This window comes from Vibrio sp. JZG10 (genome assembly GCF_054064075.1).
Genome location: NZ_JBSUGE010000013.1, coordinates 169,192 through 193,749, shown reverse-complemented (window position 1 = coordinate 193,749; position 24,558 = coordinate 169,192). Strand labels below are relative to the sequence as shown.

Below are 24,558 nucleotides of genomic sequence, written 5' to 3'. Positions count from 1 at the left end.
AGCATGAGAGCTAGACTATAAGAGTACGACAAAGTCGATTGGTACTTATCCCGTCAGGTTCCCTCAGTAATGACAAATTGCTTACTATAGCCCATGCATTAGCCATTAAAGAAGCTCACTCATTTCTGGCACACTGTTGGCTTGCTCTAGCAAGTATTCACACTCTGTTTGGATGAGTGAGACGCATAGTTCTATGTGTTCACGTTCTCGATCCTCGATTCCTTGAGCTTCGGTAAGTTCAATCGCTTCCTTCAGGGTGTTTTTTATAGCACCAACGGTTTCTACCATTATGGAAGCCATTTTGGTGCCTGAATAACCCAGCAGAGCGCCGAATTCAGCTAAATCATAGCTGGTGATAGGGCGTTTGAAGTTACCTTTCGGCGGATTTTGAAAGTCTTCACTTTCCCAATCTCCAATCGACATTGCAAAATATTGAGGGATGCTGGCGGCACGGCCCTCATCAGCAGACAATTTGCCGCTTCGTGAGTTGCGTTTTGCTCCCTCTTGAGCGATGGCTTCTATGTTTACTAAATCATAAAAAGGGGTCAGTTCCAGGCCTTTAGGGGTGACGAAGAAGCTAATATTTTTACCATGGGCATCGTAGTTTAGCGTTGCTAGGTTAAAGAGCATCCATTGGGTAAGCTGTAGGTTGGTGATGACCGTGTCTATGGTTTTGACGCTCAGTAGGCGTGGGAAAGAAACACCATCACGCATATATACGCCATCGCCTTCATCCCCATTCTGACGCTCGTATTTGTAACCTGGAGGTAAGTCAGTTGCCTGACAGCCATCAATCACATGTCTTCGTTGAACGACATCACGAGCCTCGATATAGGCACGATCGAACCGCTCTATTATCAGTGTTCTAGTCTTCCCAATGCGAGTTAAATCAACATTAGCGACGTGCAAACCTGCTAGCTTGGCTAATGTCATGCAAAAGAACTCGTTAACAGCAATACATGGTGCTTTACCGCTTTCAAACTTCAGAATGTAGTTCGAACTTAATTTGCCTTCACCAAACCCCCATTCATCACCGCGCTTAAGTAAGTTTAACTTGTTTTGAACTCCAGCAACCGAAAGGCGAACCTTACCGTCCCAATACACTAATGGCGCTAGATTTCGCTCTAGTCGTTCTATTAGTTCATCATCAGGTACAGATCTAAAGCTGGTTTCCCCAGGTTCTGAGCCTGGAACTCGAAAAGATAGTGCGCCAGATGTTTCCGCACCAAGCTTGCGAATCAGCCCGAACGTGTTGCTTTTGGATATAGTGGTGTTTTGTATCATCTCCTCAAAGGCTTCTCCTTCAGGAAGGAGATTTCTGAGGTAGTTCTCAATACTACGTGGCGAAGCCCGATCATCGAAAGGGATGTGTGGCGAAATCGGGAAACCAGAGTGTTTCCATTCATCTTCATAGATGAATGAGAACTCTGTTTCTGTTCCGACAGGAAGAATCAAACGACCAATTTTGGTATTTGTACCGATAAACACGTCTAACTGTTGTAACTTACTCATACCAACCGTCCTCATTGCTTCTCACGCAGTTTTCAGCTTGGGAGGGTATTTGGCTATGTGGACGAACAAATAGGTTTACATCGATAAGGCGTAACGACAGCCCTAAGATGTCCATGAGGATGAGTACATTGGCAAAGGTGACACTGGTATCGCCTTTTTCTACTTTCATGACTGTTCTACGAGATAAGTTGGCTTTTGAAGCGAGATCATCAATACGCCAGCCTCTATCGGTGCGTTTTGAGCGAATGGCGCTCCCCAGCGTTTCCATACTGAACTCGGTATTCAAATCAGGCATAGGTTGTGCCTTTACCATCTTACCTTTTTTCATAAGTGCCTTTTAATGTACTTTTGTCATTATTGGGTTCGTTTTAATTTATAAGTTCACTATAACTCACTTTTGTTGTGGCTGTATAAGAAATTATCTATAAGTGCAATTTAAGTTACTTATGGTTGGTTTGCGAGTTTAATACCTCTCTTTGTTCTCTATGAGAGAGTTTTATCAGCCAGAACGACATATTTGGCAATAGCGTAGTATTCGGATTAGTATTGGAAGGAGACAGAGAAGAGTGCGTGATCGGGGCTTACCTGACCCATTACCTGACCCAAAATCGTCAGGTACAAAAAAAGGTTAGTAAACACTACGCTTACTAACCTTCTAGAATTTGGTGGCCCCTCCCAGACTTGAACTGGGGACCAATCGATTATGAGTCGACTGCTCTAACCACTGAGCTAAGGGGCCTTAATAGGACAACGATTATAGGGGAAGCGTTGCAAGGTGTCTAGATACCAACTAGGGCAATTGCGCTTAGTTTTTATCCACTTAGCACAGTAGATAATAAAAAAGGTGACCTAAAGTCACCTTTTTTGATTTCTAAAAGCTTGTATGCGCTGCGATTATTCGTCTAGGAAGCTGCGCAGAGTCTCTGAGCGGCTTGGGTGACGAAGTTTACGTAGTGCTTTTGCTTCGATCTGACGGATACGCTCACGAGTAACGTCGAACTGCTTACCAACTTCTTCTAGAGTATGGTCAGTGTTCATGTCAATACCAAAGCGCATACGAAGTACTTTCGCTTCACGTGGCGTTAGACCTGCAAGCACGTCTTTTGTCGCCACTTTAAGGCTAGTTGCAGTTGCAGAATCTAGCGGAAGTTCTAGCGTTGTATCTTCGATAAAATCACCTAGATGCGAATCTTCGTCGTCACCGATTGGTGTCTCCATTGAGATAGGCTCTTTAGCGATTTTCAGAACTTTGCGAATCTTGTCTTCTGGCATCTGCATGCGCTCAGCCAGTTCTTCCGGTAATGGCTCACGACCCATCTCTTGCAGCATTTGACGAGAGATACGGTTTAGCTTGTTGATCGTTTCGATCATGTGTACCGGGATACGAATCGTACGTGCTTGGTCCGCGATTGAACGAGTGATTGCCTGACGGATCCACCACGTTGCGTAAGTCGAGAACTTGTAACCACGACGGTATTCGAACTTATCTACCGCTTTCATCAGACCGATGTTACCTTCCTGGATAAGATCCAAGAACTGTAGGCCACGGTTGGTGTATTTCTTCGCGATAGAAATTACAAGACGCAAGTTCGCTTCAACCATCTCTTTCTTCGCACGGCGAGCTTTTGCTTCACCGATAGACATACGACGGCTGATGTCTTTAATGTTTTGAACGTTCAGAGAAGTCTCTTCTTCAATCATTTTTAGCTTAGCGATTGAGCGACGGATTTCTTCTTCGTTACGTTTGATCTTTTCAGCGTATGGCTTGTCTGAAGCAAGAACTTCATCCAACCAAGCTTCACTTGATTCATTACCAGTGAACAGCGCGATGAATGATTTCTTCGGCATTTTGCCGTATTCAACCACAGACTTCATGATCAGGCGTTCTTGAGTACGAACGCGATCCATAGCGGTACGCAGCTCATTCACTAGGTGATCAAACTGTTTAGGCGTTAGACGAAATTCGCGGAATACGTCTAGCATCATTTCATTAGCAACGGTTGCTTTCGGGCTGTTATAGCCGTACTCGTTGATTGCTAATTGAAGATTTTGATAGGTGCTGCGTAGTTGGTTGAATTTCTCTAGCGCTAACTCTGGATCGATACCTACATCTTCTTCAGAATCATCTGAATCGTCATCGCTATCTTCGTCGTCATCAACGTCTTCATCGTCTTCTTCTTCTAACTGAGATTCAGTCAGTTCAGAACCGATGTGTGTTGCCGTTGGTGCAGCGGTGTCGTCAGCATCTGGGTCTACAAAACCTGAAATAAGGTCAGTAAGACGCAGTTCTTCAGCTTGAACTTTGTCAAATTGCTCAAGAATGTACGGAATCGTACCTGGGTATTCAGCAACAGACGATTGAACTTGGTTAATACCTTCTTCAATACGTTTTGCGATGTCGATTTCGCCTTCGCGAGTTAGAAGTTCGACAGTACCCATTTCACGCATGTACATACGTACTGGGTCTGTGGTACGACCAATCTCACTCTCTACGCTAGACAGTGCAGCGGCTGCAGCTTCGGCTGCATCTTCATCGGTAATATTTGTGTCATCGTTCAGTGCTAAATCATCAGCATCAGGAGCAGTTTCTACTACCTTAATGCCCATGTCGTTGATCATCTGAATGATGTCTTCTACCTGTTCTGAATCTACGATTTCAGCAGGTAGGTGGTCATTTACTTCGGCGTAGGTCAGATAGCCTTGTTCCTTGCCTTTAATAACAAGTGACTTTAGCTGTGACTGCGGATTGTGATCCATAGACGGTATCCAACTTCGTAATCTGGTGAAGGAATCAGTATGCGAAATGCAAACCACTTACTATAACAAATTAAATCGTTGCTGACTAATTAAACAGGGTTACGCTTTTAAATCTAGCATAAGTGCTAGCAGCTCCCTTTTCTCTTCGGCTGATAAACCGACACTTCTTGCTTTGGCCTGCAGGTTTTCAATTTGTTTTTCTACGCACTGGGCAATAATTTTATCCAGTGAGTCTAAAAATATTTCTTCTTGGTTGTCCTCATCGAGTGGAATGTCCCAACTCGCGAGACGAGACAGAAGGGTCTCATTTTGGCTGTTTCGCCAATGCTCTAATAATTGGCCTGTGTTGATATGGGGATGCGCTTGGCATTTATCAAGTACATCAACAAATAAACTTAGACCAGGAATGGGTAAATCTCTAACGCTAGTTAGATCTGGCACCATACTTACGTATTGTGGGTTTTGAATCAGTAACGCGATCACTTCTCGCATCGGCGTTCGCTTGATTTCTTTATGAGGTTGAGGCCTTTTATCCTCTTTACCTTGTTTTGAAATTAGCTGCTGTAGTTGGCGTTCATCAACCAAACCCAAACGGCGGCCAAGCAGTTCTCTCAAGTATAGTCTTAAAGTGCCGCCAGGGACTTTGTCGATGAGAGGAACAGCAAGGGTACTCAGCTTTGCCATGCCTTCTTTCGTGCTCATATCGACTTGCTGAGTCAATGAGCTGAACATGAATTCAGACAAGGGCATCGCATTAGACACTTGTTGTTCAAATGCTTGTTTTCCGTTTTGTCGGATATAAGAGTCGGGATCTTCTCCATCCGGCAAAAACATGAATTTTAACTGGCGACCATCAGTTAGGTAAGGCAATGCATTTTCCATGGCACGCCACGCTGCTTCACGGCCTGCGCGGTCACCGTCGTAACAACATACGACAGTGCTTGTTTGCCTGAATAATACTTGCAAGTGATCGCCCGTTGTAGAGGTACCCAATGAGGCAACGGAATAATCTACGCCATATTGAGCAAGCGCGACAACATCCATATAGCCTTCAACCACTAAAATTTGTGGTGGCTCACGGTACGCTTGTAGTACTTCATAAAGGCCATACAACTCTTTACCTTTATGAAATATCGGGGTTTCAGGTGAGTTGAGATATTTCGGTGTCCCATCACCTAATACTCGACCACCAAAGCCTATCACTCGGCCGCGTCTGTCTCGAATAGGAAACATCACTCGACCACGGAATCGGTCGTAGCGGTTGCCTTTGTCGTTTTCGATCAACATGCCGCCTGTGACGAGCATGTCTTGGTTTTCTTTATTCTGGCCAAAGTTCTTACGAACTAAGTCCCATTCATCAGCCACATAGCCGATGCCAAACTTCTGGACTATTTCACCAGACAGGCCGCGATCTTTTAGATACTCAATCGCCACTTTACTTGCTGGCTGCTTGAGTTGGTTACGATAAAATTGAGCAATGCTGCCCATTAAGTCGTATAGATTACGTTTTTCACTGCTGCTTGCTTGTGGGCCTGACTGGAACGAACCATTACCGCCACTACGTTGTTCGCGAGGAACATCTAAGCCCAAGTATGAAGCGAGTTCTTCAATGGCTTCGACGAATTCTAGCCGGTCGAATTCCATCAAGAAGTCGATGGCATTTCCGTGCGCACCACAACCAAAACAATGGTAGAACTGCTTTTCTTGACTGACGCTGAATGACGGCGTCTTTTCGTTGTGGAACGGGCAGCATGCGCCGTAGTTTTTGCCTTTTTTCTTAAGTTTCACACGTGCGTCGATGATATCGACAATATCAAGTCGAGCTAGAAGGTCATCGATAAAACTGCGAGGGATGTGTCCAGCCATAAAACCTAACAAAAAAAGAAGATGATGAGTGGAGTGAATGCTTTAAAAGAATAAGCGTGTTGCTCACTTATTTCATTCCATTCATCCAGATACAAACAAGCCGTGCGTTCCAAAGGATAGCACGGCTTGCTGCAATTGGGTGGGGTATCTTAAGCCAGTTTAGCGCGAACTAAACCGCTTACTTTACCCATATCTGCGCGCCCTTGAATTTGCGGTTTCAGAACGCCCATTACTTTGCCCATGTCTTGCATGCCAGCTGCGCCAGATTCAGCAATCGCGTTCTCGATAAGAGCCGCTACTTCTTCGTCTGTCAGTGGTTGAGGCATAAAGTCCTCAAGAACGGTAATTTCTGCTTGTTCCGCATCAGCAAGATCTTGACGACCCGCTGCTTCATACTGCGCTACAGAGTCGCGACGTTGTTTAACCATTTTGGTCAATACTGCAAGAATGTCGTCATCGTTCAGAGTGATCTGCTCGTCAACTTCACGTTGCTTGATTGCTGATAGGGCTAAACGAATAGTACCAAGGCGCAATTTGTCCTTGGCTTTCATCGCTAATTTTTGCTCTTCTTTGAGTTGATCAATCAGAGCCATAACTAAATTCCTTTTGGAGCTCAGTTATTAGTACAGGCGAACGCGACGAGCGTTTTCGCGAGCTAGCTTCTTAGCGTGACGCTTTTGAGCTGCTGCTTTAGCGCGTTTGCGAACTGTAGTTGGTTTTTCGTAGTGCTCACGACGACGCACTTCAGAAAGGATACCTGCTTTTTCGCAAGAGCGCTTGAAACGACGTAGAGCAACGTCGAACGGTTCGTTTTCACGTACTTTAACTACTGGCATATGCCTTTCACCTCAGGGGTTATTCGTTAACGCTGGTATTCAACAGACCAAATCACAATTGTTTGGTCTCTTACCAGCTTGATCAAAAATGGTGCGGAATTTTAATCCGATCACAACTACTTTGTAAAGCCTTTTGTCGATTATTGTCTGTACAAAATTTGTTTGCAGCACCAAGGCGAGGTAATATGACGCCCAAATTTCCTCTATACAGAAAGCATACTGAGAAAACCATGCGCATTATCGGTATTGAAACCTCTTGTGACGAGACTGGCATCGCGATTTATGACGATGAAAAAGGTCTGCTGTCACACAAGCTTTACAGCCAAGTAAAACTGCACGCAGATTACGGTGGTGTGGTGCCTGAGTTGGCTTCACGTGACCATGTAAAGAAAACCATTCCTCTTATTAAAGAGGCACTAAAAGAAGCGAACTTAACTTCGAAAGACATTGATGGTGTCGCGTACACCGCGGGGCCGGGTCTCGTTGGTGCACTATTAGTGGGCGCTACTATTGGTCGCAGTATTGCTTATGCTTGGGGAGTGCCAGCGGTACCTGTTCATCATATGGAAGGTCACCTGTTGGCTCCAATGCTGGAAGATAACCCACCGCCATTCCCGTTTGTGGCAGTGTTGGTGTCGGGTGGTCACTCGATGATGGTCGAAGTGAGAGGCATCGGTGAGTACAAAATTTTGGGTGAGTCGATTGATGATGCGGCGGGCGAAGCGTTTGATAAAACAGCGAAGCTAATGGGGTTGGATTACCCAGGCGGCCCGCTGTTGTCTAAACTGGCAGAAAAAGGCACGCCGGGTCGCTTTAAGTTCCCGCGCCCAATGACTGATCGCCCTGGCTTGGATATGAGTTTCTCTGGCCTGAAAACCTTTACAGCAAATACGATTGCTGCGAATGGCGATGACGAGCAAACTCGCGCAGACATCGCTCTGGCATTTGAAGAAGCCGTGTGTGCAACATTGGCGATTAAATGTAAACGCGCGCTTGAGCAAACAGGCATGAAACGTATTGTTATTGCTGGTGGTGTAAGTGCTAACCGTCGTTTACGTGCAGAGTTAGAGAAGCTAGCGAGGAAAGTTGGCGGTGAGGTTTACTACCCACGAACTGAGTTCTGTACGGATAATGGTGCGATGATCGCTTACGCTGGTATGCAGCGTTTGAAGAATGGCGAAGTGGCCGATATGTCGGTAGAGGCTCGTCCACGTTGGCCGATTGACCAACTGACGCCAGTCGCTTAATCAAACTTATGCGGTAGGTTTAATAGATTCACTACGATAAAGGTCTCTGCTCATCAGAGGCCTTTATTTTTAGCTATTCAATGAAAAGCTTCGTTTACACTCTGACTGATGCGAGCAGTTCGGTATCGTTTCAGTGATAGGATAGTGCGGAAGAATAAGAAATGGATATAACAATGAATAAGTTTGAAATTGAAGGTCAGCAACTTGCTTACCTTGATAAAGGTGATGGTCCAGTATTACTGTTTGGTCACAGTTATTTGTGGGATAGCCAAATGTGGGCGCCACAAATTGAAGTTTTAAGCCAGTCATATCGTTGTATTGTGCCAGATTTGTGGGCACATGGTGAGTCAGAAGCAGCCCCTACATCGACAGAGTCATTAGTTGATTATGCACAACATATGTTGGCGTTGATGGATCATTTGGACATTGAAGAGTTTTCGGTGGTGGGCTTATCTGTTGGCGGCATGTGGGGAGCGGAGCTAACGGCTCAAGCACCGCAACGTGTGAAATCACTGGTATTGATGGATACCTTCATTGGCTGGGAGCCAGAAGTTACGTATAAAAAGTACTTTGCAATGCTTGATACTATCAGCCAAGTCCAAGCGGTGCCTGCGCCAATTATTGAAGCCGTTGTGCCGCTGTTCTTTGCCAACAACGTCGATCAGGATAACCCTGAGTTGGTCGCTTCATTCAAACGCAGTTTAGAAAGCCTGAGTGGTGAGCGTGCGGTTGAAGTGGCTCGCATAGGGCGCATGGTGTTTGGTCGCCGTGATGTGATTGAGGATTCGGAAAAATTTGCTCTGCCGACGTTAATTGCAGTGGGCTGTGAAGATAAACCACGTCCAGTTTTTGAATCTTATTTAATGAAAGACTGTATCACAGGCAGTGAGTTGGTGGAGATTCCTCAAGCGGGACACATCAGTTGTTTAGAGCAACCTGAGTTCGTCAACCAAATGTTGTTGAACTTCCTGAATCGAGTTCATGCATAACCAATGCATCCCTCTTTAAACGAAAAACTCGGCATTAAGCCGAGTTTTTTTGTGTCAGTTTCTTTTCGCCGATTTTTGGCTCGTCGCCAGACAAAAGCCGCCGAATATTTTGATGATGCTTAAATACGATTAAGCAACACAGCATAGCAACAGGTAACGTGTATTGCGGTTTAAACATCCAAGTATAAAACGGAGTGACCAAAACCGTGACGAGAGCCGCTAAGGATGAATAGCGGAATAGCGCGGCTACTGACAGCCAAGTTAACATCACTAATCCTGTTAAGTCCAAACCAATCGGAGCGATAGCGCCAAGCGCTGTTGCGACACCTTTTCCGCCTTTAAAGTGGAAAAAGATGGGGTACATGTGGCCCAGACAGGCTGCAATGGCGATGACGCCAAGAATGATAGGGTCGATACCAAGAAAGTATCCGCCCCATACGGGGATGGTGCCTTTGAGCATATCGCACAACAAGACTGAAACAGCGGCTCCTCGTCCGCCAATACGCAATACGTTCGTTGCTCCAGGGTTGTTGGAGCCTACACTGCGTGGATCTGGCAGTTTTAAGAGTCGACAGATCAAAACCGCACTGGAAACCGAACCCAGTAAATAGGCGGCCATTGTCATTATCAGTGCCAGTGCGTCCATAGAAGTCCTTGATGGATTGGAATTTAATGCTCGGTTCCCGCGTAGTTGCTATCATACCTCGAATTCACATAATGCAGAAATCCTCACTGTGATAGAGCTTGCATTATGTGATTTCTTGTATATAAAGATGCTTTCGCAGTTTATACCTAAGTAACATTGTGATGACCCAAGTAAATGTTACTTAGGTATAGAATACTACGATCAAATTACCCCTCACGGGTATCCGACCTCTGTAATAGAAGGACATAAGATGGCTCTGGATAAAGTTTTTATTGAACAATTAGAAGTAATCACCACGATTGGCGTGTACGACTGGGAACAACAAATTAAACAAAAGTTGGTTCTGGATATCGAAATGGCGCACGACAATAAGCCTGCGGGTAAAAGTGATGATGTGCAAGATGCGTTGGATTACTCGCAAGTGAGTGAGGCGGTACTGAGCCATATTGAAAATGGTCGTTTTCTGTTGGTTGAGCGCGTAGCCGAAGAAGTGGCAGAGCTTATCATGCAGCGTTTCTCTGTGCCTTGGGTGAAAATCCGTTTAGCAAAACCTGGTGCAGTGCCACAAGCACGTGCTGTTGGTGTTGTGATTGAGCGAGGTCAAGCATGATCACCACCTATATCGGTGTTGGTACGAATGTAGAAAGAGAGCAACATGCGCTCGCTGCGTATCAGGAGCTGCTACAGCTTGGAGAAAGTCTCCTCGTATCGCCGGTATATGAATGTGAACCTATTGGCTTTAGCAGCCAGAACTTCTACAACTTTGTCGTTGCAATGCGTACCGAGTTGTCATTAGAAGAGTTGAGTCATCAGCTACGTGAGATTGAATTTAAGTGGGGACGCGAAGAAAATGCGCAAAAGTATCAGGATCGAACACTGGATCTCGATATAGTGTTGTTCGGTGAATGCGTCTCCACGAAAAAACCTGAGCTACCTCGCAGTGATATCTACAAATATCCTTTTGTCACAAAGCCTCTGTATGATCTCGAACCTCAATTAGTGATCCCAGGCGATGGACGCACAGTCGCAGATATTTGGCATGCAATGCAGCCAGTCGATTCACTCAAACCTGTTTCTTTTTCATTTTTAATTTGAGTTGTTTACATGAGTTATTTTGAAGCCTTTATTCTGGCTCTGATTCAGGGTCTGACAGAGTTTTTGCCTATTTCGAGCTCTGCCCATTTGATCCTGCCCTCCGCCATTTTGGGATGGGAAGACCAAGGTCTAGCTTTTGATGTTGCTGTTCACGTCGGTACATTAATGGCGGTAGTGATCTATTTTCGCCATGAAGTGATCACTCTGTTCCAGGCATTATTTGCTTCGATCTTTAAAGGAGATCGGAGTAAAGAAGCAAAACTTGCTTGGATGATCGTGATCGCCACGATTCCAGCTTGTGTGTTTGGCTTGTTGATGAAAGACATCATTGAAGTGTATCTACGTAGCGCTTATGTCATCGCGACCACAACGATCGTATTTGGTTTGTTGCTTTGGTGGGTAGACAAAAACGCTAAGTTGCTTGCGGATGAATACCAAACGGGTTGGAAGAAAGCCGTGTTTATCGGTATTGCCCAAGCCTTAGCGATGATTCCTGGAACGTCGCGTTCAGGGGCGACCATTACGGCTGCACTTTACCTCGGCTTTACTCGAGAAGCGGCTGCGCGCTTTTCATTTTTAATGTCGATCCCAATCATTACATTGGCTGGTAGCTACTTAGGTATGAAGCTAGTGACCAGCGGTGAACCTGTCCATATTGGTTTCTTGCTGACTGGTATCATCACATCGTTTATCAGTGCGTACATCTGTATCCACTTCTTCTTAAAGATGATTTCACGTATGGGCATGACACCGTTTGTGATTTACCGTCTGATTCTAGGTTTCGGTTTGTTTGCGTTCTTGCTTAGCGCCTGATAACGCGACGGATTGGCAGCTTGCTTAACCGCAAGCTGCATACCTAAACCACAACGTCATTCTGAACAGCGACGAAGGAGCGAGGTTCAGAACCTTCTCTCCGAGTTTCTTGTAGCGTTGGCCATTTCTAAAACTTCCCTGCGTGCTGATATTAGATTCCTAGTCTCGCTGGAATGACCTGGCATGAATACAATTCGGTTAATTAATCTGAGCTCAGATCACTTATTCAAAGCGACTCTTACCGCTTCAATCCGTCTCTTTTCTTGTTCATCACGTATTGCCGGGCCTTTAAATCCATCCTTAATGATGCTCTGAACATCTACGGCGGCTGCGGCTTGATAAGCGCGGGTAAAAATCTCAGCTTGAGGATAAGGCTTCTCTTCTAATCCTTTTCGACCTGCATGGTCAGCCTGACAGCATATTAAAATATCTTCTAAGCGCTCAGCTTTGCGCCACACATCGAATTTGTTGAGTATTTTTATGATGGTTTGCGGCTTTAACTCGGCTGCGCGATGGATATTGGAGTGCTGTTCGCACACCATCAAGGCTAAATCACGAAACTCATTCGGCACCCGGACACGCTCGCACAGCTTTTTGATCAGTTTTAATCCTGTATGACAATGCATTTTGTGGCTTGGCCATTCGCTCTCTGGTGTCACCCCTTTGCCTAAGTCATGCACTTGAGCGGCAAATCTGACGGGGAGTGAGTCACTCAATCTTGCGGCTTGCTTTGCTACCATCAAAGTATGGGTGCCCGTATCGATTTCTGGATGCCATTTTGCTGGTTGAGGTACGCCAAATAGTGCATCAATTTCAGGTAAAACAACGGTCAATGCACCACAATCTCTTAGAACCGATAAGAAAATATCAGGGCGAGGGGTGGAGAGGGATTTATGCCATTCTTGCCAAACACGCTCGGGAGTCAGTGTGCTCAGCTCCCCAGATTCTGCCATGTGGCGCATTAACTGCATGGTTTCGTCGGCAACCGTAAAGTCTAGATCAGCCAGCTTGGCAGCAAAGCGAGCGACACGTAAAACGCGTAGAGGATCTTCGACAAAGGCGTCTGAGACATGGCGTAGCAGTTTATCGTTGAGATCTTGCTGGCCGCCGTAAGGATCATGGAGTTTACCTGCATCATCCATTGCCATTGCATTAATGGTTAAATCACGACGAATTAAATCTTCTTCTAAGGTGACACTTTGATCAAAGAAACACTCAAAGCCAGTGTAACCAGAGCCTGATTTTCTTTCTGTTCGCGCAAGTGCATGTTCTTCTTTGCTTTTTGGGTGCAAAAATACAGGAAAGTCTTTACCAACGGCGGTGTACCCTTGGGACAACATCGTCTCGGGAGTCGCACCTACGACCACCCAGTCGTTGTCATAACTATCAATTCCGAGCAATTTATCTCGAACTGCGCCACCTACTAAATAAACTTGCACGAATTACCTCTTAATTTATTGATATGCCGTTGGACATTGTAGCAAGCAATGGTACTTTTCTTTACTCCCGAGAGTAGATGCAGCTATGTTTATATTATATCTGACTATTCCCTGGTGGTTTTTTAGCTGGAGAGCCTAATGTATAAGGACTTTTTTGGGTTTGTAGAACAACCATTTTCGATTGTTCCAAACTCGCGTTATTTGTATTTAAGCCAACGTCACAAAGAGGCAATCACGCATCTCCAAGCCGGGTTAGGCGATGGCGGTGGTTTTGCTATGCTTACTGGCGAAGTGGGTACAGGCAAAACGACCGTCGCAAAAGCGATGCTGGCGAATTTAGGTGATAACACCAAAGCGGGTCTGATCCTAAATCCCACGTTTTCGAGTCGAGACTTGCTCGAAGCTATTTGCGATGAATTCAAAATTACTTACCCGCCAGATGCAAACCTCAAACAGCTAAACCAAGTGATTCACAAATACTTGCTGCGTAATTATCGTTCAGGCTGGCAGACATTGCTGGTCATTGATGAGGCTCAACACCTTGCTGCCGACGTTTTAGAGCAGCTACGTTTGTTGACCAACTTGGAAACCGATACCAGAAAACTGCTCAAAGTGTTGTTGGTCGGACAGCCTGAATTACAGCGGTTATTACAAACGACGCAACTACGCCAGCTCGCTCAGCGCATTACTGGGCGTTATCACTTGTTGCCGTTGGATGAAAAAGAGACAGAAGATTACATCGCGTTTCGATTACATACGGCAGGTGGTGACCAGCAACTGTTTAATCGTGCTTCTTGTAAACTCATTGCCAAATACAGTCACGGCATCCCGCGCTTGATTAATCTTATCTGTGATAAATCTCTCAACATCAGTTATCACCAAGGTAATGTGGTGGTGGATAAGCAAACCGTTCAGCAGGCCTGTGAAGAGGTGATGCAGTTTCAGGCAGATATTTATCAGCAAGATAAAAAAGAGCGCCGTACTTTCCGCTGGCCTGCTTGGGGCTCTGTTACGGTGGGTCTTATTGCTGCATTAGGTACGGGGTGGGCGGTCGTGAATTATATGCCAGCTCAAGCAACGTCGGTGTTGGCGCAAGTGACCGCACCAAGAGAGGAGCCAACGCCAATAGTCGTCAACCAACAATTGACAGATGATCAGCGTGACTTATTGTTAGCACAAAAACAGTCGAATCTCGCCGTGAATGATTTGTATCGTTTGTGGGGTTATCAAGCATCGGTTCGCGACAATCTTTGTTTATCAGAACCCCAATCGACCATGCGTTGTGAGCGTAAAATGGCGACCTGGCCGCTGCTGATGCAACAAAATCGCCCTGTGATTTTGGAGTTGAATTATCAAGGTGATGTTGGGTATGTCATTTTGTACGCCGTCGGTAATGACAAAGTCGAAGTGCTCAATGGCAAGCAGCGTCTGCGTCTGCCTATTTCGTGGCTAAAGCCGATGTGGCAAGGCAATATCATTGAACTGTGGCAAGCGCCGTTGAAAGAGACATTACGTTTAGACATGGAAGGCCCAGCGATCGAAGTATTAGACCGATTATTAGCAGAAGCGGTAAGTGAGCCACTGCTTGAAACGTCTATTTTTGATGGTGCGATGAAAGAGCGAGTCGAGTTATTCCAACGTTGGCAAGGTATCGGGGTCGACGGCATTGCAGGTAAGCGGACGCTAGATCGTCTTCAACAAAACGTGCAGCCAGATGCGCCTCAACTGGCACGAATCGAGAAGGAGGACGCATAATGTCAGCCATGAAACATATTGGTTTGTTCTTGTTGCCGATCACCGTTGCTGCAATCGGAGTTGCTTGGTATTTAGATCTCCTTACGCCTCATGCTGAAGCTAGTACTTCCGCCCCTAAGGCTAAGATGGAAGCGGAACAACCGTTCAAAGCATTGGACTATCCTGAAACTACTCAGTTGGCGCAATTGCCAAGAGAGTGGCCAAGTGCAGAGCTGTCTCGTGATTTTGGTACGTTTGCAACATCTGATGAATACGTGAGTAATACAGCAAACAAAGACGAGATAGAAACATCTGTATCAACTCAAGGCACTTCAGTAGTTGAAGAGGACCTAGGTTTGTCTCTGGATGATCTTGACTTGTCCTCATTATCTCCTGATTTGGCGCGAAAGGTCGAAAATGCGTTATCCCGAGATGATGCGCCTTCACCACAAACGGTGCGCGTGAACGATTTAGAGCGCAACGCTCACCAATGGCAAGGGCGTTTACCTGCGCTCAATTTGCAAACTCACATGTACGCCAGTGATGAAAATCGCCGCTGGGTGAAAATTAACAATGTTGAATATCATCAAGGAGACGTTGTTGATGGGCAGGTCACATTAAGAGAAATACAACCGCAAGCGGTGATTGTCGAGTTCCAAGGTGAGCAAATTCGTATCCCAGCGTTGTATGAGTGGAAAGGGTAGCCGTTTTTTATAGTAAATCATCAAGCCAGCGAGGTCATGTCGCTGGCTTTTTTGTTTCTCATAAGGTCTTTTTTTATCTATTTGAATGATGATTTTTAGGGACTCACACAAGCTAAATATAGCTTTTCTCAGTCGTTTAAATTACATCAATATCAGTCATGTATTAGTAGAATGACTCCAGTCAGCGTTGTGTAAAAAAACACCATATTGATGAACTTCGTCATCACGACCTGGTCCACGTTAGACCCCATGAAATAACAGGAGTCTATACAGAGACACATGCGTATTCTGATTTTTTCTTTAAGTGTTGTTGCGTCGTTAAGTTACGCAGCAAAGCCGACCCCTTTCCCTATAACACCAGATAATAACGGACAAGATTTTATGGTCAGCGCGACCAATCCTTACGTGAGCAGCACTGGTTATTCAATATTGAAAGAGGGCGGGAACGCCGTTGATGCCATGGTCGCGATGCAGATGGTGATGTCTGTGGTTGAACCGGATATGACGGGAATTGGAGGCGGTACTTTCGCGCTGTTTTATCAACATGACAAGCAGAAGTTTTTAGCCCTTGATGGGCGAGATGAAGCGCCGTCTAGCGCTCACCCTGAGATGTTTATTGAAAATGGGAAAGCACTCAGCCGCGATGAAATTTTGGGGCCTCGCTCCGTTGCAGTGCCGGGCACCTTACGTCTGCTTTATTCCACTCATGAGCAATACGGCAAATTACCATGGTCTGAGTTGGTTCAACCTGCGATTAAGCTCGCGCGTGATGGGTACGCGATGAACAGCTATACCTGTGATATCGTCGTGCGAGAGCAATCACGTTTGGCTCGCGACCCAGAAATTAAAGCCTTGTATTGGCAAGATGATGAAGTGAAGCCAACAGGGACGTTAATGAAGAACCCTAAAATGGCTGAGACGCTAGAGAAAATAGCTCAGCAAGGCGATCGCTATTTGTATGGTGGTGCACTTGGTCAACATATTGTTGATACGGTGAATCGTCGTATTAACGATCAGCATGAGAAATTGTCGTTAGAGGACTTTAAAAACTATCAGGTGAAATCTCGCGATATTATTGAAAGCGATTATCGAGGCAACAAAATAGTTTCGTTTGGTTACCCGGCCTCTGGTGGTGTGATGGTCGCTCAAAGTCTGAAACTGCTGGAGCAGTACGATATATCTCAGATGGCATTAACTGATGTAGAGCCTTGGCGTTTAATGACCGAGGCGATGCGCTTAGCAAAAGCTGATCGTATTGCGTATGCCGGAGATCCGGATTATGTGGAAGCACCAGTTGAACAATTGTTATCTAAAACCTATTTGGACCAGAGACGTGATTTAATCCCTGATAATGGCACCTCGAAAGAGAATCCAAAAGCCGGACAGATAACGCAAACTCAGTATGCGCAATATCAAGGCTTCGAGAGCAAAGATACAGGGCACATTTCTATTGTTGATAGGGAAGGTAATGCGATTGCTATGACCAGCACCGTTGGCACGGGTATGGGCTCAGGTGTGATGGTCGATGGCGTTATTTTGAACGCGCAGATGGCAAACTTTTCACCTCAGCCAACGGTTAACGGCAAGCCTACGCAAAACTCAATTGAAGCGGGCAAGCGTCCACGTTCGGCTATTACGCCATTAATGGTGATGGACAGTGATGATAACTTGCGTTTGGTTGTCGGTTCACCAGGAAGTTCGCAAATCCCGGGGTATGTACTCAAAACCGTGGTTGGCGTGCTGGATTGGAACTTATCAGCGCAAGAGGCCATTGACTTACCAAACATCCAGTACGGTACCAAGATAGACCGCACCAAGTCTTATGACCCGACTGGCTTGCTGGTGGAAAAGAAAACTTTCGCAGAAATGTTGGTGCCGGAGTTTATGGCGCTTGGTTACCCAGTGCACGTTATTCCAGTGGTAAGCGGTTTGAATGCAATTGAGCTAAAGGATGGCAAGCTTTATGGTGCAACGGATCGCCGTCGAGCCTCGAGTTCAATGGGTGAGTAGTACAGATTCCCGTAGAACTAAGCAAACAAAAAAGCCAGTCGAATATCGACTGGCTTTTGCATTCTTTTTTATAGATAAGAGGGCGAAGGACTTATGCCCAACCCGCAGGTGAACGTTTTCTACGAGGCATGACATGTGGAAGAATCAAACCAAATAGCAAACCTAAACCTGCAACACCGCCGCCATAAGTGAAGTACTTAAGCAGCATGTCGTCTTTTTGTGTATCCAGTTTAGCGCGCAGCTCGCGGTTTTCTGTCTCAACAGAAGTAAGCTGGTCGCTGATCTCAGAGTATTTATTCTCAAGATCGGAAATTTGTTGGTTACGCGTTTCTAGAGAGGTAACAAGACCAGCTTTCTCTGCATCAGAAGTTTTACGAGCGTTAGCAAGCTGCTCTTTCACTTCTGCTAGCTCCTTCTCAATGCGAGGAAGGCGAATTGCCATGCTTTCTTGATTTGTCACAAACTTGCTTTGTACCCAACCAGTACGACCTCGGTCATCACGAACTTGCGTATAGCCAGTATCTCGGTTGGTTTTAATCAGTTGTACTTTAGAACCGGCATTAACACTACCAATAATACGGTAGGTGTTATTTGGACCTGAGTGCATAAAAGTGAAGAGGTCATCAGAAATATAACGGTCTGCTGCTAGGGCCGCTGGCGCTGCTAGCAAAGTAAACAAAACCGTGATGATTAGTTTTTTCACAGTAAATCCCTTAACGATTTTTCTTGGAGACAGCGTTGGCACCGAATGATTGGAGCCGGAAATAGACGAATAGTATGCAGTTTCAAACTTCGGTGCAACAAAGAAGGGAGGCAAAGCCTCCCTTTCTGTGCGTTTGAGTCAATAATGACAAAGCGCTTACATTCTATTGACGAGTGTCTTAAGCGAACATCGCTTGAAGTCCGTAGAAGAATACAACGGCCAATAGTGCACCTGCTGGTAGTGTAACGATCCATGATGCCACGATGTTACGAACCACGCCCAGGTTTAGTGCCGCGATACCACGAGCAAAGCCAACACCGAGAACCGCACCAACCAATGTTTGAGTGGTTGAGATTGGCAGACCAGTACCAGAAGCTAGAACAACAGTACAAGCGGTTGCTAGCTGAGCTGCAAAACCACGGCTAGGAGTTAGCTCAGTGATACCTGTACCAACGGTTGCCATTACTTTGTGACCCAGTGTCGCAAGACCGACCACGATACCAATACCACCAAGAGGTAGAATCCACCAAGCGATGGTGCTTTTCGTGCTGATTTCGCCCATGTGTTCAACAGTCGATACTACAGCTGACAGTGGACCAATGGCGTTTGCAACGTCGTTTGAACCGTGTGCAAATGCCATTGCACAAGCGGTGATAACCATCAGAACGCTGAAGATACCTTCCACGCCAGAAAAGCTGCGGTCTTCTTCGCGATTAGCGAATTTTTTCTGGATGTATACGTAGCCGCCAACCATCACGAGTGCTGAAACTGCTGCTGCCCACATCCAAGCTTCGCCATTGGTTAGGTGAAGACCAACGTGTTTTAGACCTTTTTTGATAGTTACAAGTGCAATCACCATTGTTGTGATGAACATGTAAACAGGAACAAAACGTTTGGCGTTGAATAACGGGTTCTCAGTATCAAAAATCAGACGTTGTGCGCTGACAAAGATAACGTAAGCAAAGAAACCTGAAATCACTGGTGTAATAATCCAGCTACCAACAATGCCTTGAACGCTGCCCCAGTCAACCGCTTCAGTACCTACTGATACGCATGCAAAACCAATGATTGCACCGATGATTGAGTGAGTCGTAGATACTGGCCAGCCCATGTAAGAGGCAAGAAGTAACCATGTACCCGCAGCCAAAAGAGCAGACATCATACCGTAGACAAGAACGTCAGGTTGACTAGCAAATAAAGAAGTTTCGATTACACCTTTACGGATAGTGTCGGTTACTTCACCGCCTGCAAGGTAAGCACCTGCAAATTCGAAGATCATCGCAATGATGATAGCTTGTTTTACGGTTAGCGCTTTTGAACCTACTGATGTACCCATCGCATTAGCAACGTCGTTCGCGCCAATACCAATCGCCATCATGAAACCAAAAATCGCTGCAACAATAATCAGGACAGTGCCGTAGTTCGCAAGGATATCCATCGTAATACCTAGTTGTTTTATAACAAGCGGAACAAAATTTTACGCGCGCCAAACCATAAGACGATGAAAATAGTCATCGTCCCTATGACACGTGTTCATTATGCTCTTCGTTATGTCGTTAACTTTATGTTTTAAGATCGAGATAGCATGACTTCCAAACGAGCACCTACGCGCTGCGCTTGGTCGGCAATACCACCTACCCATTCAAGAATCTTGTACAAGAACATGACATCGATAGGGTTCATGTCAGACTCAATCGCCATCAACTGTTGACGAAGTTCAATCTGCATAGCATCGGTATCATCTTCGATGACATCTAATTGATGAATCATTTCAGCGACGAGCGTCACTTCACGACCTTTGAAGCCGGTTTCTAGCAATTCATCAAGTTCATTGATTACCTTTTGCGCCTGATCGGCCGCATCAAGACAACGTTGAACGTAAGCGAGGAAGTTTGGTTGGAGAGCCTCAGGAATGACAAGTTGACGACCATATACACGGCCAGCAATGTCTTTTGCCAGGTTTGCAAGTTTGTCCTGCTGAGTCAGAAGCTCAAGCATGTCAGTACGGTCTACTGGCATGAACAAACCGCGAGGCAGTTTTAGACGGATTTCACGTTTCAGCACGTCCGCTTCTTTCTCTAGGTGAGAAATTTGTGCACGGATTTCAGATGCTTTTTCCCAGTCACCCTTTGAAGATACTTCAAAGAATTTCACCAAGTGTGAACAACATTCGTTGACACACACAACGTGGCGTTGCAAAGGCTTAATTGGGGACTTTGCAAATAACCCCATAATTGTATTTACTGGCATGGTCATTCAACCTAATAACTATAACCTTAAAAAAACATACACCATTTCTGAGTGCTTGGCGAAATGTTGAACGATGGCTATAAAGGCGCGCATGGTAACGCATTAAATCGCTCATTAAAACTGTTTTAGATCATCATTCCGGCGATATTTCTCTCTTGCCGTGCGAGAAATTACGCAATATCCTGTTTCTATCTGCTTTGAAAGGTATAGCTATGGAAACCGAAATAGAACTGAAGTTTTTTGTTTCTCCTGAATTTTCAGAAACTTTAAAAGAAAAAATTTCTGAGACAAAAGTACTTCAGCATAGTTGTCGTGACTTGGGTAACACCTACTTTGATACCGCCGATAAATGGCTGAGAAAGCACGACATTGGTTTAAGAATTCGCCGTTTTGATGATGTATTCGTCCAAACCGTAAAGACAGCAGGACGCGTCGTCGCAGGCTTACATCAAAGACCAGAATACAATGCTGAGCACACTAGCGACGAGCCTAATCTGTCGCTTCATCCTGTAGACATTTGGCCGCCAGGTAAAGACGCAGCAACGCTGCAATCTGAGCTTATGCCGTTATTCTCGACCAACTTCACACGTGAACAGTGGCTGATTGGCATGCCAGACGGTAGCCAAATAGAAGTGGCGTTTGACCAAGGTATGGTCGTCGCCAAAGGTGAAGATGGGGAAGAGAAACAAGAACCGATTTGCGAAGTTGAACTGGAACTTAAATCGGGCCAAACCGATGCCCTATTTACACTAGCACGTAGCTTTTGCGAGCAAGGTGGCATGCGTTTGGGTAACTTGAGTAAAGCGGCGAAAGGCTATCGACTTGCAAGTGGCTATGCAGGTGATGAAGTAAAATCGTTGGCGCTTGTGGACAGTAGCCCGACGGATACCGTTGAATACTGCTTGATCAACTCTTTAGAACACGCCCTATCTCACTGGCATTATCACGAGCAAATTTATGCTGAGCGTGACAATGTGGAAGCGCTACGTGAAATCAGCAATGCCATTCGTTTTATTCGTCAAACATTGACCATTTTTGGTGGTGTTGTCCCTCGTCGTGCTAGCGCTATCCTGCGCCAAGAGCTCAAATGGTTGGAAGAAGAGCTGAGTTGGTTGGATGAGCACGCGCATCTTGAAGAACTTTTGGATGACAAAGGCAACGTGCTGCGTAAGTTGGATGCGCGTAAGTTCTTGGTCTCTGAGTTGACTCAGCAGTTACAAGAGCTGCCAAGCCGTGAAGAAGTGCTAGGGTTGCTCAATTCCGCGCGTTACACTGGGTTATTGCTGGATCTTAGTCGCTGGATCTTAGCGCGTGGCTGGCAGCCGTTTCTTGATGAAAAAGCGCGCGAAAAAATGGCAAGTAATATCATGCCGTTTTCAGTCACTCAGCTCGATCGCACTTGGGCAGAACTAATGGAAGCTTTCCCTGCAGAGCGCGACCTGACGGCGCAAGAGTACGTTGATCAGCGCTATCGCTTGCTGCGTAACCTCTATACCGGTATTGGTTTCGCGAGTTTGTATAACTCGGATGAGCGTAACAGCTTCCGTTTGCCATGGGCGGATCTGGTGCATGGTATTGATGATCTGCTAATGCTGAACCACTTACTTCCGTTGGTAGATATGTTGGAAGACGCAGAAAAAGAGCAGTTAGAACGCTGGTTGCACCGTCAAGAGCGTTCAATTTTGCATGCAATGGATCAAACCCGAGCGATCAGTGTGGAAGTGCAGCCTTATTGGCGTGAATGATCGTTCTGGTGATAAGGACAAAAAATAGGACCGCATGGTCCTATTTTTTTGTCTCTGTTTTACGTTGTTGTAGCTCTTTTTCCATGAAATCGAGTCGTTCTAGTATTTGCGCTTGTTGGCTTAGGAGATGCTCGAGCATACGTTCTTTATTGATTGAGCTGTGCGTCTGTTGTTTCGTCGGGGCGGTAAGAATAGAGGTGATAAGACCCGAAATCATACCAAAGATCCCCACACCACAAACAATGATGATGACGGCTAAAAACTTTCCTACTGAGGTCACCGGATAATGATCGCCGTAACCAACGGTTGAGATCGTTACGAATACCCACCACAAAGCATCGGCGCCAGTGCGAATATTCGCTTCTGGGTTTTTCGCTTCGATAAACAGCATTGCACTAGAACCGAGCGTAATGAGGATCACCATCAACAGTAATATTGAGGCGACCGTGGTTTCGCGGCGGTTTTCTTTGAGCTGATGCAAAATGAACTTCGACGAGCGCAGTACTAATACCACTCGAAGAATATGAAAGATACGAGCAAAGCGCAGTGGCTCTATTAATGGGATGCTCGCCACGAAATCTATCCAATGACGTTTAAGAAATAACCACCGATCTGTGGACCGGATCAAATCAATGGTGAGCTGTAATAGAAAAATACTACAGATTATGAAATCCAGACCGATAAGAACTTGACGGGTTTCGTGATCGATCGGGAAAAACAACAAGCCAGAGATCACAAATAGTGCCATAAAAGACAATATTAGTGACAACAGGCCCATCGGTCGTGTGCTGTCTTTGATATCATTGTTTTTCATACGAAGCTCGAAATAAATCGCGTAACCACGCTAAACGCGAACATAACTATAAGTAATATAAAGATTATAGATAAAGACTATATAAGACTCGGTGGAGAACTGACAATGGAAAAGCTGGCATTTAAGCCATGGGAAAGGGTCATATCCGACATTCGACTGGTTCCTAAAATGGTCATGTTGATGGTCTTCAGTACTGTCCTGATAGTGGCAAAACAACTGTGGGACGCGAACACCTTTTACGATTCACTTTTAGCGGCGACACAAAACGCGCAAGTTGCCCAACAGCATTACGAAGCATACTTAACGCAAGTTGCTTGGCAAACCGCCTTATTGATTGTGGTTTTTGTCGTGCTCTTATTAGCGGCGGCTAGAGTGATGTTGCGTCAAACACAATATCTGAGCGACGCAATCAAACTGATGGCGAGCAAGAACCTCTCCGTGCCATTTGGTATGGATTGTAAAGATGAATACGGAGACGTGGCACGTGAATTAGAAAAGACACGTCGCCAATTGCACGATGTGATTCAAATGCAAATCAACGCTTCTGATGAGTTATCCACACTCACGGAAGTGATGACGCTGAGCATGTCGGAAACGAAGGAATCGGCGCAAGAAGAGTTTAACGAAATTGACCAACTTGCGACGGCGATGAGTGAAATGTCGTCGACGGTGCAAACCGTCGCAGAACATGCTCAGACGGCGTCTTCTCTTACAGAGCAAGCTTCCGCACAAGCGATTTCTGGTCAACAGTTCTTGCAAAGTACGATGGCGAAAATGAGTGAACTCTCGTCGGACATCGCTTCATCGGCGCAGGCGGTTAACCAGGTCGAAGAACGTGTTGAATCCATTGGTAGTGTTGTGGGTACGATTCAAGGTATCTCTGAACAAACTAACCTGCTTGCACTGAATGCGGCGATTGAAGCGGCGCGAGCTGGCGAGGCGGGTCGTGGTTTTGCGGTGGTTGCAGATGAAGTTCGTAACCTTGCACAACGTACACAACAAGCGACGGTAGAAATTCAAGAGATGATTGCTCAGCTGCAAACCAGTGCAGAATCTGCTGTAGAACTCATGGAGAAAAGCGTAGTGGAAGCGGCCGATGGAAACGAGCTGGTTTCTAATGCTGGATCTGAGCTCGATGGTATTGTTGGGCAAGTGACGCAAATCAATGACATGAACTTCCAAATCGCGACGGCGTCTGGTCAGCAAAGCAGTGTTGCAGAAGAGATGAGTCAAAACCTCACCAATGTACGTGAGCTGGTGGAAGCCTCGGTTGTGGTTATGACAGAGCTGCTAGAAACTTCTGAAATGATGCAAAATAATGCTGGCGAGTTAGACAAGAAGATCAAATCTTTCCAAGTTTAATATTCTATCCAGAACTTTTGATAAAACGCCCACAAA

At 45.7% G+C, this 24,558-nt stretch carries 22 protein-coding genes and 1 tRNA gene; 10 read left to right on the top strand and 13 right to left on the bottom strand.

Annotated elements, in window-relative coordinates:
- Window positions 1-105: 105 nt before the first annotated feature.
- From ACWYVB_RS15695 to rpsU, 7 genes are all read right to left on the bottom strand, one after another.
- Window positions 106-1,512, bottom strand: a complete 1,407-nt coding sequence (locus tag ACWYVB_RS15695; protein ID WP_457529412.1) for a HipA domain-containing protein — start codon at window positions 1,510-1,512, stop codon at window positions 106-108.
- Window positions 1,505-1,840 carry a helix-turn-helix domain-containing protein gene (locus ACWYVB_RS15690; RefSeq protein ID WP_005395989.1) on the bottom strand — a complete coding sequence of 112 codons (336 nt, stop codon included), beginning with the start codon at window positions 1,838-1,840 and terminating at the stop codon, window positions 1,505-1,507. The genes ACWYVB_RS15695 and ACWYVB_RS15690 overlap by 8 nt, the downstream gene beginning before the upstream one ends.
- A gap of 335 nt (window positions 1,841-2,175) precedes the next feature.
- Window positions 2,176-2,251 (bottom strand) — tRNA-Ile (locus tag ACWYVB_RS15685).
- A 155-nt stretch (window positions 2,252-2,406) separates the two neighbouring features.
- Window positions 2,407-4,269 (bottom strand): RNA polymerase sigma factor RpoD, encoded by a 1,863-nt coding sequence (gene rpoD / locus ACWYVB_RS15680; RefSeq protein WP_005395986.1) that lies wholly within the window; start codon window positions 4,267-4,269, stop codon window positions 2,407-2,409.
- A 99-nt stretch (window positions 4,270-4,368) separates the two neighbouring features.
- Window positions 4,369-6,135 carry a DNA primase gene (gene dnaG / locus ACWYVB_RS15675; protein WP_005379719.1) on the bottom strand — a complete coding sequence of 589 codons (1,767 nt, stop codon included), beginning with the start codon at window positions 6,133-6,135 and terminating at the stop codon, window positions 4,369-4,371.
- 149 nt (window positions 6,136-6,284) lie between these two features.
- A complete protein-coding gene (locus ACWYVB_RS15670) occupies window positions 6,285-6,728 on the bottom strand; it encodes a GatB/YqeY domain-containing protein (RefSeq protein WP_005395984.1) in 444 nt (147 codons plus the stop codon).
- A gap of 27 nt (window positions 6,729-6,755) precedes the next feature.
- The gene (gene rpsU, locus ACWYVB_RS15665) at window positions 6,756-6,971 is read right to left on the bottom strand and encodes a 30S ribosomal protein S21 (protein ID WP_001145625.1); all 216 of its coding nucleotides are present in this window, start codon (window positions 6,969-6,971) and stop codon (window positions 6,756-6,758) included.
- A gap of 230 nt (window positions 6,972-7,201) precedes the next feature.
- Between rpsU and tsaD the strand changes: the two genes are divergently transcribed.
- Entirely contained in the window at window positions 7,202-8,218 is a 1,017-nt protein-coding gene (tsaD, locus tag ACWYVB_RS15660; protein WP_031780510.1) for a tRNA (adenosine(37)-N6)-threonylcarbamoyltransferase complex transferase subunit TsaD, read from the top strand.
- Window positions 8,219-8,391: 173 nt separating this feature from the next.
- The gene (locus ACWYVB_RS15655; protein WP_005395980.1) at window positions 8,392-9,207 is read left to right on the top strand and encodes an alpha/beta fold hydrolase; all 816 of its coding nucleotides are present in this window, start codon (window positions 8,392-8,394) and stop codon (window positions 9,205-9,207) included.
- 34 nt (window positions 9,208-9,241) lie between these two features.
- Here the strand turns inward: ACWYVB_RS15655 and plsY are convergent, their stop codons facing one another.
- Window positions 9,242-9,853 (bottom strand): glycerol-3-phosphate 1-O-acyltransferase PlsY, encoded by a 612-nt coding sequence (gene plsY / locus ACWYVB_RS15650; protein WP_005379857.1) that lies wholly within the window; start codon window positions 9,851-9,853, stop codon window positions 9,242-9,244.
- A 250-nt stretch (window positions 9,854-10,103) separates the two neighbouring features.
- On the opposite strand from plsY, the gene folB reads away from it, so the two are divergent.
- Genes folB through ACWYVB_RS15635 form a run of 3 tightly spaced genes read left to right on the top strand, consistent with a single transcriptional unit; the run spans window position 10,104 to window position 11,761 of the window.
- Window positions 10,104-10,463 carry a bifunctional dihydroneopterin aldolase/7,8-dihydroneopterin epimerase gene (gene folB, locus ACWYVB_RS15645; RefSeq protein ID WP_005395977.1) on the top strand — a complete coding sequence of 120 codons (360 nt, stop codon included), beginning with the start codon at window positions 10,104-10,106 and terminating at the stop codon, window positions 10,461-10,463.
- Complete coding sequence (gene folK, locus ACWYVB_RS15640) at window positions 10,460-10,948, top strand: 2-amino-4-hydroxy-6-hydroxymethyldihydropteridine diphosphokinase (RefSeq protein WP_005395976.1); 489 nt, start codon at window positions 10,460-10,462, stop codon at window positions 10,946-10,948. Before folB ends, folK begins: the two co-directional genes overlap by 4 nt.
- 9 nt (window positions 10,949-10,957) lie before the next feature.
- Window positions 10,958-11,761: an undecaprenyl-diphosphate phosphatase gene (locus tag ACWYVB_RS15635; RefSeq protein WP_005395974.1), complete on the top strand. Its 804-nt coding sequence runs from the start codon at window positions 10,958-10,960 to the stop codon at window positions 11,759-11,761.
- A gap of 218 nt (window positions 11,762-11,979) precedes the next feature.
- On the opposite strand, the gene ACWYVB_RS15630 is transcribed toward ACWYVB_RS15635, so the two are convergent.
- Window positions 11,980-13,200 (bottom strand): multifunctional CCA addition/repair protein, encoded by a 1,221-nt coding sequence (locus tag ACWYVB_RS15630; RefSeq protein ID WP_005395966.1) that lies wholly within the window; start codon window positions 13,198-13,200, stop codon window positions 11,980-11,982.
- A 138-nt stretch (window positions 13,201-13,338) separates the two neighbouring features.
- Here ACWYVB_RS15630 and ACWYVB_RS15625 point away from each other — a divergent pair, with 138 nt between their 5' ends.
- The 3 genes from ACWYVB_RS15625 (at window position 13,339) to ggt (ending at window position 17,648) form a co-directional block, all read left to right on the top strand.
- Window positions 13,339-14,955 carry an ExeA family protein gene (locus ACWYVB_RS15625; RefSeq protein ID WP_005395952.1) on the top strand — a complete coding sequence of 539 codons (1,617 nt, stop codon included), beginning with the start codon at window positions 13,339-13,341 and terminating at the stop codon, window positions 14,953-14,955.
- Complete coding sequence (locus ACWYVB_RS15620; RefSeq protein WP_005395951.1) at window positions 14,955-15,638, top strand: general secretion pathway protein GspB; 684 nt, start codon at window positions 14,955-14,957, stop codon at window positions 15,636-15,638. Before ACWYVB_RS15625 ends, ACWYVB_RS15620 begins: the two co-directional genes overlap by 1 nt.
- Window positions 15,639-15,917: 279 nt before the next feature.
- Window positions 15,918-17,648: a gamma-glutamyltransferase gene (ggt, locus tag ACWYVB_RS15615; RefSeq protein ID WP_005395950.1), complete on the top strand. Its 1,731-nt coding sequence runs from the start codon at window positions 15,918-15,920 to the stop codon at window positions 17,646-17,648.
- 91 nt (window positions 17,649-17,739) lie between these two features.
- Here the strand turns inward: ggt and ACWYVB_RS15610 are convergent, their stop codons facing one another.
- The 3 genes from ACWYVB_RS15610 to ACWYVB_RS15600 all read right to left on the bottom strand — a co-directional run bounded on the left by ACWYVB_RS15610 (window position 17,740) and on the right by ACWYVB_RS15600 (window position 20,601).
- Window positions 17,740-18,351 (bottom strand): TIGR04211 family SH3 domain-containing protein, encoded by a 612-nt coding sequence (locus ACWYVB_RS15610; RefSeq protein WP_031780509.1) that lies wholly within the window; start codon window positions 18,349-18,351, stop codon window positions 17,740-17,742.
- Window positions 18,352-18,529: 178 nt separating this feature from the next.
- Complete coding sequence (locus ACWYVB_RS15605) at window positions 18,530-19,789, bottom strand: inorganic phosphate transporter (RefSeq protein ID WP_005395948.1); 1,260 nt, start codon at window positions 19,787-19,789, stop codon at window positions 18,530-18,532.
- A 131-nt stretch (window positions 19,790-19,920) separates the two neighbouring features.
- The gene (locus ACWYVB_RS15600; protein ID WP_031780508.1) at window positions 19,921-20,601 is read right to left on the bottom strand and encodes a TIGR00153 family protein; all 681 of its coding nucleotides are present in this window, start codon (window positions 20,599-20,601) and stop codon (window positions 19,921-19,923) included.
- Window positions 20,602-20,813: 212 nt separating this feature from the next.
- Here ACWYVB_RS15600 and ACWYVB_RS15595 point away from each other — a divergent pair, with 212 nt between their 5' ends.
- Window positions 20,814-22,346 carry a CYTH and CHAD domain-containing protein gene (locus tag ACWYVB_RS15595; protein WP_005395946.1) on the top strand — a complete coding sequence of 511 codons (1,533 nt, stop codon included), beginning with the start codon at window positions 20,814-20,816 and terminating at the stop codon, window positions 22,344-22,346.
- A gap of 40 nt (window positions 22,347-22,386) precedes the next feature.
- Here ACWYVB_RS15595 and ACWYVB_RS15590 read toward each other — a convergent pair whose 3' ends face one another.
- Window positions 22,387-23,160 carry a potassium channel family protein gene (locus ACWYVB_RS15590; protein ID WP_317410748.1) on the bottom strand — a complete coding sequence of 258 codons (774 nt, stop codon included), beginning with the start codon at window positions 23,158-23,160 and terminating at the stop codon, window positions 22,387-22,389.
- Window positions 23,161-23,265: 105 nt separating this feature from the next.
- Between ACWYVB_RS15590 and ACWYVB_RS15585 the strand changes: the two genes are divergently transcribed.
- Window positions 23,266-24,522: a methyl-accepting chemotaxis protein gene (locus tag ACWYVB_RS15585; RefSeq protein WP_317410747.1), complete on the top strand. Its 1,257-nt coding sequence runs from the start codon at window positions 23,266-23,268 to the stop codon at window positions 24,520-24,522.
- Window positions 24,523-24,558: the final 36 nt, after the last annotated feature.

Bases quoted from the DNA above. Each gene is read 5' to 3' on its own strand.
- ACWYVB_RS15695 (WP_457529412.1), bottom strand. From the start codon at position 1,512: ATGAGTAAGTTACAACAGTTAGACGTGTTTATCGGTACAAATACCAAA.
- ACWYVB_RS15635 (WP_005395974.1), top strand. From the start codon at position 10,958: ATGAGTTATTTTGAAGCCTTTATTCTGGCTCTGATTCAGGGTCTGACA.
- ACWYVB_RS15625 (WP_005395952.1), top strand. From the start codon at position 13,339: ATGTATAAGGACTTTTTTGGGTTTGTAGAACAACCATTTTCGATTGTT.
- dnaG (WP_005379719.1), bottom strand. From the start codon at position 6,135: ATGGCTGGACACATCCCTCGCAGTTTTATCGATGACCTTCTAGCTCGA.
- ACWYVB_RS15670 (WP_005395984.1), bottom strand. From the start codon at position 6,728: ATGGCTCTGATTGATCAACTCAAAGAAGAGCAAAAATTAGCGATGAAA.
- ACWYVB_RS15595 (WP_005395946.1), top strand. From the start codon at position 20,814: ATGGAAACCGAAATAGAACTGAAGTTTTTTGTTTCTCCTGAATTTTCA.
- ACWYVB_RS15590 (WP_317410748.1), bottom strand. From the start codon at position 23,160: ATGAAAAACAATGATATCAAAGACAGCACACGACCGATGGGCCTGTTG.
- tsaD (WP_031780510.1), top strand. From the start codon at position 7,202: ATGCGCATTATCGGTATTGAAACCTCTTGTGACGAGACTGGCATCGCG.
- ACWYVB_RS15620 (WP_005395951.1), top strand. From the start codon at position 14,955: ATGTCAGCCATGAAACATATTGGTTTGTTCTTGTTGCCGATCACCGTT.
- ACWYVB_RS15655 (WP_005395980.1), top strand. From the start codon at position 8,392: ATGAATAAGTTTGAAATTGAAGGTCAGCAACTTGCTTACCTTGATAAA.
- ACWYVB_RS15690 (WP_005395989.1), bottom strand. From the start codon at position 1,840: ATGAAAAAAGGTAAGATGGTAAAGGCACAACCTATGCCTGATTTGAAT.
- ggt (WP_005395950.1), top strand. From the start codon at position 15,918: ATGCGTATTCTGATTTTTTCTTTAAGTGTTGTTGCGTCGTTAAGTTAC.
- rpoD (WP_005395986.1), bottom strand. From the start codon at position 4,269: ATGGATCACAATCCGCAGTCACAGCTAAAGTCACTTGTTATTAAAGGC.
- folK (WP_005395976.1), top strand. From the start codon at position 10,460: ATGATCACCACCTATATCGGTGTTGGTACGAATGTAGAAAGAGAGCAA.
- ACWYVB_RS15585 (WP_317410747.1), top strand. From the start codon at position 23,266: ATGGAAAAGCTGGCATTTAAGCCATGGGAAAGGGTCATATCCGACATT.
- plsY (WP_005379857.1), bottom strand. From the start codon at position 9,853: ATGGACGCACTGGCACTGATAATGACAATGGCCGCCTATTTACTGGGT.
- ACWYVB_RS15600 (WP_031780508.1), bottom strand. From the start codon at position 20,601: ATGCCAGTAAATACAATTATGGGGTTATTTGCAAAGTCCCCAATTAAG.
- folB (WP_005395977.1), top strand. From the start codon at position 10,104: ATGGCTCTGGATAAAGTTTTTATTGAACAATTAGAAGTAATCACCACG.
- rpsU (WP_001145625.1), bottom strand. From the start codon at position 6,971: ATGCCAGTAGTTAAAGTACGTGAAAACGAACCGTTCGACGTTGCTCTA.
- ACWYVB_RS15605 (WP_005395948.1), bottom strand. From the start codon at position 19,789: ATGGATATCCTTGCGAACTACGGCACTGTCCTGATTATTGTTGCAGCG.